This window comes from Flavobacterium hercynium (assembly GCF_002217285.1).
Lineage (GTDB): Bacteria > Bacteroidota > Bacteroidia > Flavobacteriales > Flavobacteriaceae > Flavobacterium > Flavobacterium hercynium.
The window spans coordinates 1-6812 of sequence record NZ_MUGW01000094.1 but is presented as its reverse complement, the minus strand read 5'-3'; the positions used below and the strand labels follow the sequence as shown (position 1 = coordinate 6812).

The window sequence follows — 6812 nt, the reverse complement described above, 5'->3', positions numbered from 1 at the left end:
TTTAAGTATATTTATATAAAATATTTTTATATTTTAACTATTTATTTGAATTTAAGGATAGAAATTACAAAAATATATGAAAAATGTTACGCATCGGTACGGAGTGGAGTTAGACTGGGTTCAGGATTATGCTGAAATTCTTGACGGAAAAGTAGAAGGTAATTTTATAATATTACCTGATGAAATTCATACAGGTTTTAGGTATTTTTTAAATTGTGAAAATGGCATTTCAGCTCAATTTATGGATCTTGTTTACAATACGGATATATGTTTTAGACAAGTAAATGAATCAGATGATTTTGTTGCTGTATACTATAATTTAACAGAAGGCGAAGCTATTTTTGTAGATAATGATGTGCAAAATCACCTAGGACGATGGAATTATAATTTGTCATTTATTGATAGCAGCTTGCCTCATGATTATATTGTGAAGCAGGGGAGTAAAGTTATTTCTCTTTGTATTTTCATAAAAAAAGAAATTATCAAAGGGTATTTGGAAAAAAATCCATCTTTAAAAAATCAAATAGAAAATATTTTTGATCCAAAACAAAATACAATTGTGAAGCTCACAAGAATGAGTAATAAGAGTTTTCATATTTTGATGAATCTTCATTCTAAAAATGTTAGAGAAGAATCTTTTTCTTTTCATTTAAAAGCAGCTGTTCAATTTTTGCTTGCTGATTATATTGAAGCAATGACATTAGATCAAATTGTTATTGATACAGTTAATGAGTTCGATTTAAAGGATATTATAAAATCGCAAGCCTATCTAATAAAAAACATAGATTATGTATTTCCCGGTATTGACTTTTTAGCCAGCGAATCAAATATGTCAGCGTCAAAGTATAAAACTTTATTTAGAAAAATTACCGGACTAACTCCTAATGCATTCTTTTTAAATAATAAATTGTTAGAGTCGAAGCGTCTTTTAGTAGAGACTCGTTTAAGTATAACTGAAGTATCTGATAAATTAAACTTTACCAATCATTCTTATTTTACTGTAAAGTTTAAAGAATATTTCGGAATAGGACCAAAGGATTTTATAAAACAAATGTAAGATGGTTGAAATTACACATAGATATTCCTTAACGTCTGAATGGCATGAGGAACTAACAGATAAACTTGTAAAACTCGGAGGAGAAGTAGTAAACAGAAACCTTGTTGTGATGCCAGATAAAATTGCTGATGGCAGTTTTTATTATAGTGAGGTAATTGAAGGTCTTTCTGTAATAATATGGGATTTAACATATAAGGAGCCTATTTTGGTTAAAAGGTTAAAAACAGATGATGATTTGTATATTATTCATTATGATTTTAGCGATGAAATGAATTTGATTCATGTTGACGGCGTAAAACATAAAATAGGATATAAAGCAAATTTAGGTCTGGGTGTATTTGATAATGGAACTGATAATATTTTTCAGCCAATTGTTGGTGAAAGAGTTTTTGCAATGCGATTGCTTGTGGCTAAAAATTTATTGAAAGCTTCCATATCCAAAGATTTTGTAAAAGATTCTAATAAAAACAGACTAAAAAGTGGTCGAAACAAATTGTTTTTTTATGACCATATCGATAGTGAGAGTAAAATTTTATTACATGTAATAAAAAGCAAGACTTTTTTAGATCCTGGTTTTGATATCTATATAAGAGGAATTTCTCTTCAGCTATTGGCAAAATTTATTGATCGTTACAATAATTTTGTATCACTGCCTCATTCTATATCTGAAAAAGAATTAGAAGCTATAAATATTACTAAAGATTATTTATTGGACAATCTGTTTCAAAAATTTCCAGGCGTAATTTTATTAGCCGATTTAGCAGAAATGTCTATATCAAAATATACCTCTTTATTTAAAAAAATATATGCAAGTACACCTAGCAGTTTTTTTTGGAGAGAAAAAATGATTTTGGTAGATATGCTTTTAAAAAGTGGAAAATTTAATACACTTTCAGATGTTATGTCAGAGTTTGATAACATTAAGATAAGTTACCTAACATCGAAATATTATACTCAATTTGGAAAAAATCCTTCTGAAAACTTTGTAGAAGCTCCATGGTAAATATTGTATAGCAAAATAAAAAAACTTCCCCTTATCGCATTGATTAATAATTCTTTGTTGTTTCTTAATCTTTTAGAAACAGTTATTAATTTTTATGCTGTTTAGTCAGTAATTCGCTGATAAATCTTCATTTTTTTATATAAAATAACAGGACTTTATCGCTATTAAAAATATGTCCTATCTTGATATAATCTAAAAGTATTATATCTGAAATATTGTTTCTCTTTGTAATGTAAATTATTGTAATGCAATTTGTACAATTATGAAAGAGAAAAAAATACTCAAAACAGTTATGTTTATGTTGGCTATATTTTCATATAGTTATACATCAGCTCAAGATGACGCTCAGTATACACAATACATGTATAATACGATGACCATAAATCCTGCTTATGCCGGAACCCGTAGCGCTTTAAATGTTACAGGTTTGCATAGAACACAGTGGGTGGGACTGGAAGGAGCACCAACAACTAATACAGTCTCTATTAATGCACCGGTAGCCGAAAATATGGGTTTAGGGTTAACAGTTATAAACGACCGAATAGGTCCTTCTACTGAAAACAAAATTTCTATAGATTATTCATACGCGATTAATACCGCTACTAATTATAAGATAGCGTTTGGATTAAAAGGTACTGCTAATATATTAGATATTGATTTTTCAAAATTAAATATATATGATCCTGCAGATCCTATTTTTCAATATAGTATAGATAAAAAAATCTCACCAAATATTGGAGTTGGAGCTTACGTCTATTCTGATGTTTCTTATTTTGGAATTTCTATTCCTAATATGTTAGAAACAAGTCATTTTGATAAATCAGTATCTGACCAGGTTGATAATCATATTATTAAGCAACGTATGCATTATTATATAATGGCAGGATATGTATTTGATTTATATGAACACCTCGACTTTAGTGTATGGTTTAAACCTGCGGTGCTTGTAAAACATGTAGAAGGTGCTCCAATGCAGGTCGATCTTTCAGCTAATTTCTTATTTAATGAAAAGTTTTCTGCCGGAATGGCGTACCGTCTAAATTCAGGTGTCAGCGCTATCTTAGGATTTCAAGCTTCTGATTCATGGTTTATCGGTTATGCTTACGACGCAGAAACAACAAAATTGGCAAACTATAATTCAGGATCTCATGAAATATTTTTGAGATTTGAACTATTTAGTAAGCCAATGTCCCGAATGATGTCTAATAGATATTTTTAATAATTGTTTAATAAATCACTTGCCATGATAAGAATACTTACTTTATTTTTCTGTCTGAGTTATTTTATAGGTTTCTCTCAAAATAAAAATAATAATAATGCAAAAATATTAAAAGCTGCAGATGAAAAATTCGATGAATTTTCTTTTATAGAAGCTAGAGGATTATATCGAAAACTAGTTAAGAGAGGGTATAAAAATAAAAAAGTATATGCTCATTTAGGTGATACCTTTTACTATAATTCAGATTATGTATATGCATTAAAATGGTATGAAAAGCTAATGAATGATGATGATGAAGATGATCGTTTTAGCTTAGAAGAGTACTATCATAAATACTGGGTATGCCTTAGGGCAAGTGACAAACATGAGAAAGCAGCAGAATCAATAACTAATTATTGGAAAAAAAATGGTGATAGTGATGATGTGAAAAAATGGAATCCGATAGATTATTTATTTGCTATTGAGGAGCAGTCCGGAAGATATACGGAAGTAACTGATGCTGGATTTACCGGTTTTGGAGTTGCATTGGTCCCTAATCAAGCAGCAATAGAACAGGATGAGGAGATTGAAAAGTTTAAAATAACAGAAAAAACCAGAATTTTAAAAGAAAGCATCAGAAAGAGAATGAAAGCTGATAATAATCGAATTGGATTAAAGGCAGATATTGAAGATATAGAAAAAGGAGAACCTCAAAAAGAAGAGGATAGTACAGAAATAAAGCAATTTAAAAAATTGCCCCGATTTAAGGAGATTATTTTTGCAACAGCACGAGATTCTGGAGTTTTGGTTGATCGCAAGCATCAGTGGGATAGAAATCCTTACTTAATATTCTGTTCAGCCGAAATTTCAGAAGATGGAAAATTGCTAAAACAAAAAAAACTAGCAGGTGATTTGAATTCAAAATACCATCAAAGTACGCCTGTGTTAACAAAGGATGGTATGACAATGTATTTTACGAGATCTGTACCTACTACCAAATATAAGAGTAAGAAGGCGAATAGAAAAGAAGTTAGTCATCTAAAAATTTTCAAGGCAGATAAAGTAGGTAATAAATGGACTAATATTAGTGAGCTTCCATATCCTATTAATATTGAAGGTACGTCGTCAGGGCATCCGGCGCTTACTCCAACGGATGATCAATTGTATTTTTCGTCTAATAGGAAAAAGAAAGTATTTGATTCTGATTTATATGTTGTTAGCAGAAAGAAAAATGGAAAGTTCGAAAAAGTAGCGGAATCTCTAGGAGATGATATCAATACATTTGGGCGTGAGACTTTTCCTTTTGTTGACAGTCAGGGAATACTATATTTTGCATCAGATGGACATCCTGGTTTAGGAGGCTTAGATGTTTATGCAGCTGTAAAAGATAGCGAAGATAAATATCAGGTAGTAAATCTTGGTGAACCTGTAAATTCGAGTAGTGATGATTTTGGTTACATTATAGATAATGATTCTGAAAAAGGATATTTCTCATCTAATAGAAAGTATATCAAAGGAAAAGATAATTTATTCAGTTTTATTCAGAACAAACCAGTTACTTTTCCTTTTAAAACAGAGCCGTTATACTTTGGTATTGTGAAAGATATTGCAACAGGTGAGGTGTTAGAAGGAGTGCAAATAAAAATTTATAATGAGCTTAATGAAGAAGTTGAAACTTTAGTTACTGATAAAGAAGGTAAATATGTAATAAATCTTCCACCATTAAAAAGTCACAGTTTTGAATTTAAAAAGAAAGGTTATGCAGTAGACAAAGTATTCGTAGAAGGAACTAAAATTTCTCAAAAAACTGAAATACCTGTTGCTTTATTTAATGAATTGGTAATTAAAGTTGATGATAAATTTGTGACGCTTAAGGAGAATGATAATCTGGCTGAAATTTTAAAATTAAAACCAATTTATTTTGATTATGGAGGTTACTCTTTAAGAAAATCTTCTAAAGCGGAATTAGATAAGGTAATTGACATTTTAAAAAGCCATCCGCGAATTTCTTTAGAGATTAATGCTCATACCGATAGCAGAGGTCGTGAAGATTTTAATTTAAAATTATCTAAAAACAGAGCAAAAACTACTGTAGATTATATGATAAACGAGGGAGGAATTTCTAGCGATAGGTTAAAATCTAATGGATTTGGAGAAACGCAATTAATTAATAATTGTACTGATAATGTAGATTGTACTGCGGCAGAACACGAACTTAACAGACGTTGCGAATTTTTAACAATCATAGCACCGGAAGAATAAAAAACATATCCGAAAATAGCTTTATTAATGTATTTGATATTCTTTAAAAATTAAAGATAAATGATAAAAGAAATAATAAAGCTATTTGAGGAAATTTAAATGAAAAAGACTTGAATAGTATCTAAATAAACAAATTTAACATTCTGAAAATCAATTAGATGGATAAAATATATTTATCCGTTCGGGGAATCTTATTTTAAAATTTTAAATAATTATTAATCAACATAAACACTATTGCAAAATAAAAATTAAAAACGAGGAAAAAAATTACTCTAATTCAGACAATAATGTCTTTAACTTATTAAAAAATGATAATATGAAATACCTTTATTCACTATTCCTGGTCATGGGAATAGCTTTTGTAGGCCATGCTCAGGTAGGTATTGGCACATCAGTCCCAAATGCATCAGCACAATTAGATGTTGTTAGCACTGACAAAGGGATGTTAATTCCCAGAGTTGCACTGAAAAGTACAACTGACAACACTACGATTGCAAATGGAAATGTAAACGGACTTATAGTCTTCAATACGCAAACAAGAGCAGATGTAGTACCTGGATTTTATTATTGGTCAGCCAATAAATGGAACAAAATAATTGTATCTGAGGAGCTACAAAATATTATTGTACCAACGACAAATAATTTAAGTTTATCTGGAAAAGAATTAATTTCAGATGTAAATGGAGTTGTAGATAACGTTGATTTAACACCAATTTTACAAGCTGCTACTACAAACAGGCTAACTTTAAATGGTAATAATTTAACTTCAAATGTAAATGGAGTTACATCAACTTCTACTACAGTTGGTACGGTTGCTAATTCCTTAGTTGGAACAAATATTGCGACTATTGTAAATGGAGTAATTGGAACTCCTGTAGATTTAACGCCAGCTTTATCGGCAGCGACAACACATAATTTAAATTTAGCAGGAAATACATTAACTTCAGATGTTAATGGAATTGTAAGAACTTCACCAACAGTGAGTTCAGTTGATAATAGTTTAAACGGTGCGAATTTAACAACTATTGTAAATGGAGTAACAGGAAATGCAGTTGACTTAACACCAGCTTTAGCATCTGCTACAACAAACATCTTGACTTTAAATGGTAAAGATTTAACTTCAGATGTAAATGGAGTAACATCATTAGTTGATTTAACACCAGCTTTAGCATCTGCTACAACTGTTGCCAATACATTAAACGGTAAAGAGTTAACAACTACAGTAAATGGAGTAACAGGAAATATTGTTGATTTAACACCTGCATTAGGAGCTGCTACAACAAATAACCTGA

The 6812-nt window shown here is 30.0% G+C and carries 4 protein-coding genes and 1 pseudogene; all 5 read left to right on the top strand.

All coding sequences use genetic code 11. The features are described 5' to 3' along the window. The first annotated feature begins 76 nt into the window (after nt 1-76). The gene (locus B0A66_RS22595; protein WP_089052099.1) at nt 77-1057 is read left to right on the top strand and encodes an AraC family transcriptional regulator; all 981 of its coding nucleotides are present in this window, start codon (nt 77-79) and stop codon (nt 1055-1057) included. 1 nt (nt 1058) lies between these two features. Then, nucleotides 1059-2060, top strand: coding sequence for a helix-turn-helix transcriptional regulator (locus B0A66_RS22590; protein ID WP_089052098.1), 1002 nt, complete (start codon nt 1059-1061; stop codon nt 2058-2060). Between the two features lie 262 nt (nt 2061-2322). Beyond that, complete coding sequence (locus B0A66_RS22585) at nt 2323-3279, top strand: PorP/SprF family type IX secretion system membrane protein (RefSeq protein WP_089052097.1); 957 nt, start codon at nt 2323-2325, stop codon at nt 3277-3279. A gap of 24 nt (nt 3280-3303) precedes the next feature. Continuing rightward, nucleotides 3304-5520 carry an OmpA family protein gene (locus tag B0A66_RS22580; RefSeq protein ID WP_089052096.1) on the top strand — a complete coding sequence of 739 codons (2217 nt, stop codon included), beginning with the start codon at nt 3304-3306 and terminating at the stop codon, nt 5518-5520. Nucleotides 5521-5836: 316 nt separating this feature from the next. Beyond that, nucleotides 5837-6812, top strand: a pseudogene (locus tag B0A66_RS22575) (hypothetical protein); the annotation flags it as partial.

Bases quoted from the DNA above. Each gene is read 5' to 3' on its own strand.
- B0A66_RS22585 (WP_089052097.1), top strand. From the start codon at position 2,323: ATGAAAGAGAAAAAAATACTCAAAACAGTTATGTTTATGTTGGCTATA.
- B0A66_RS22580 (WP_089052096.1), top strand. From the start codon at position 3,304: ATGATAAGAATACTTACTTTATTTTTCTGTCTGAGTTATTTTATAGGT.
- B0A66_RS22595 (WP_089052099.1), top strand. From the start codon at position 77: ATGAAAAATGTTACGCATCGGTACGGAGTGGAGTTAGACTGGGTTCAG.
- B0A66_RS22590 (WP_089052098.1), top strand. From the start codon at position 1,059: ATGGTTGAAATTACACATAGATATTCCTTAACGTCTGAATGGCATGAG.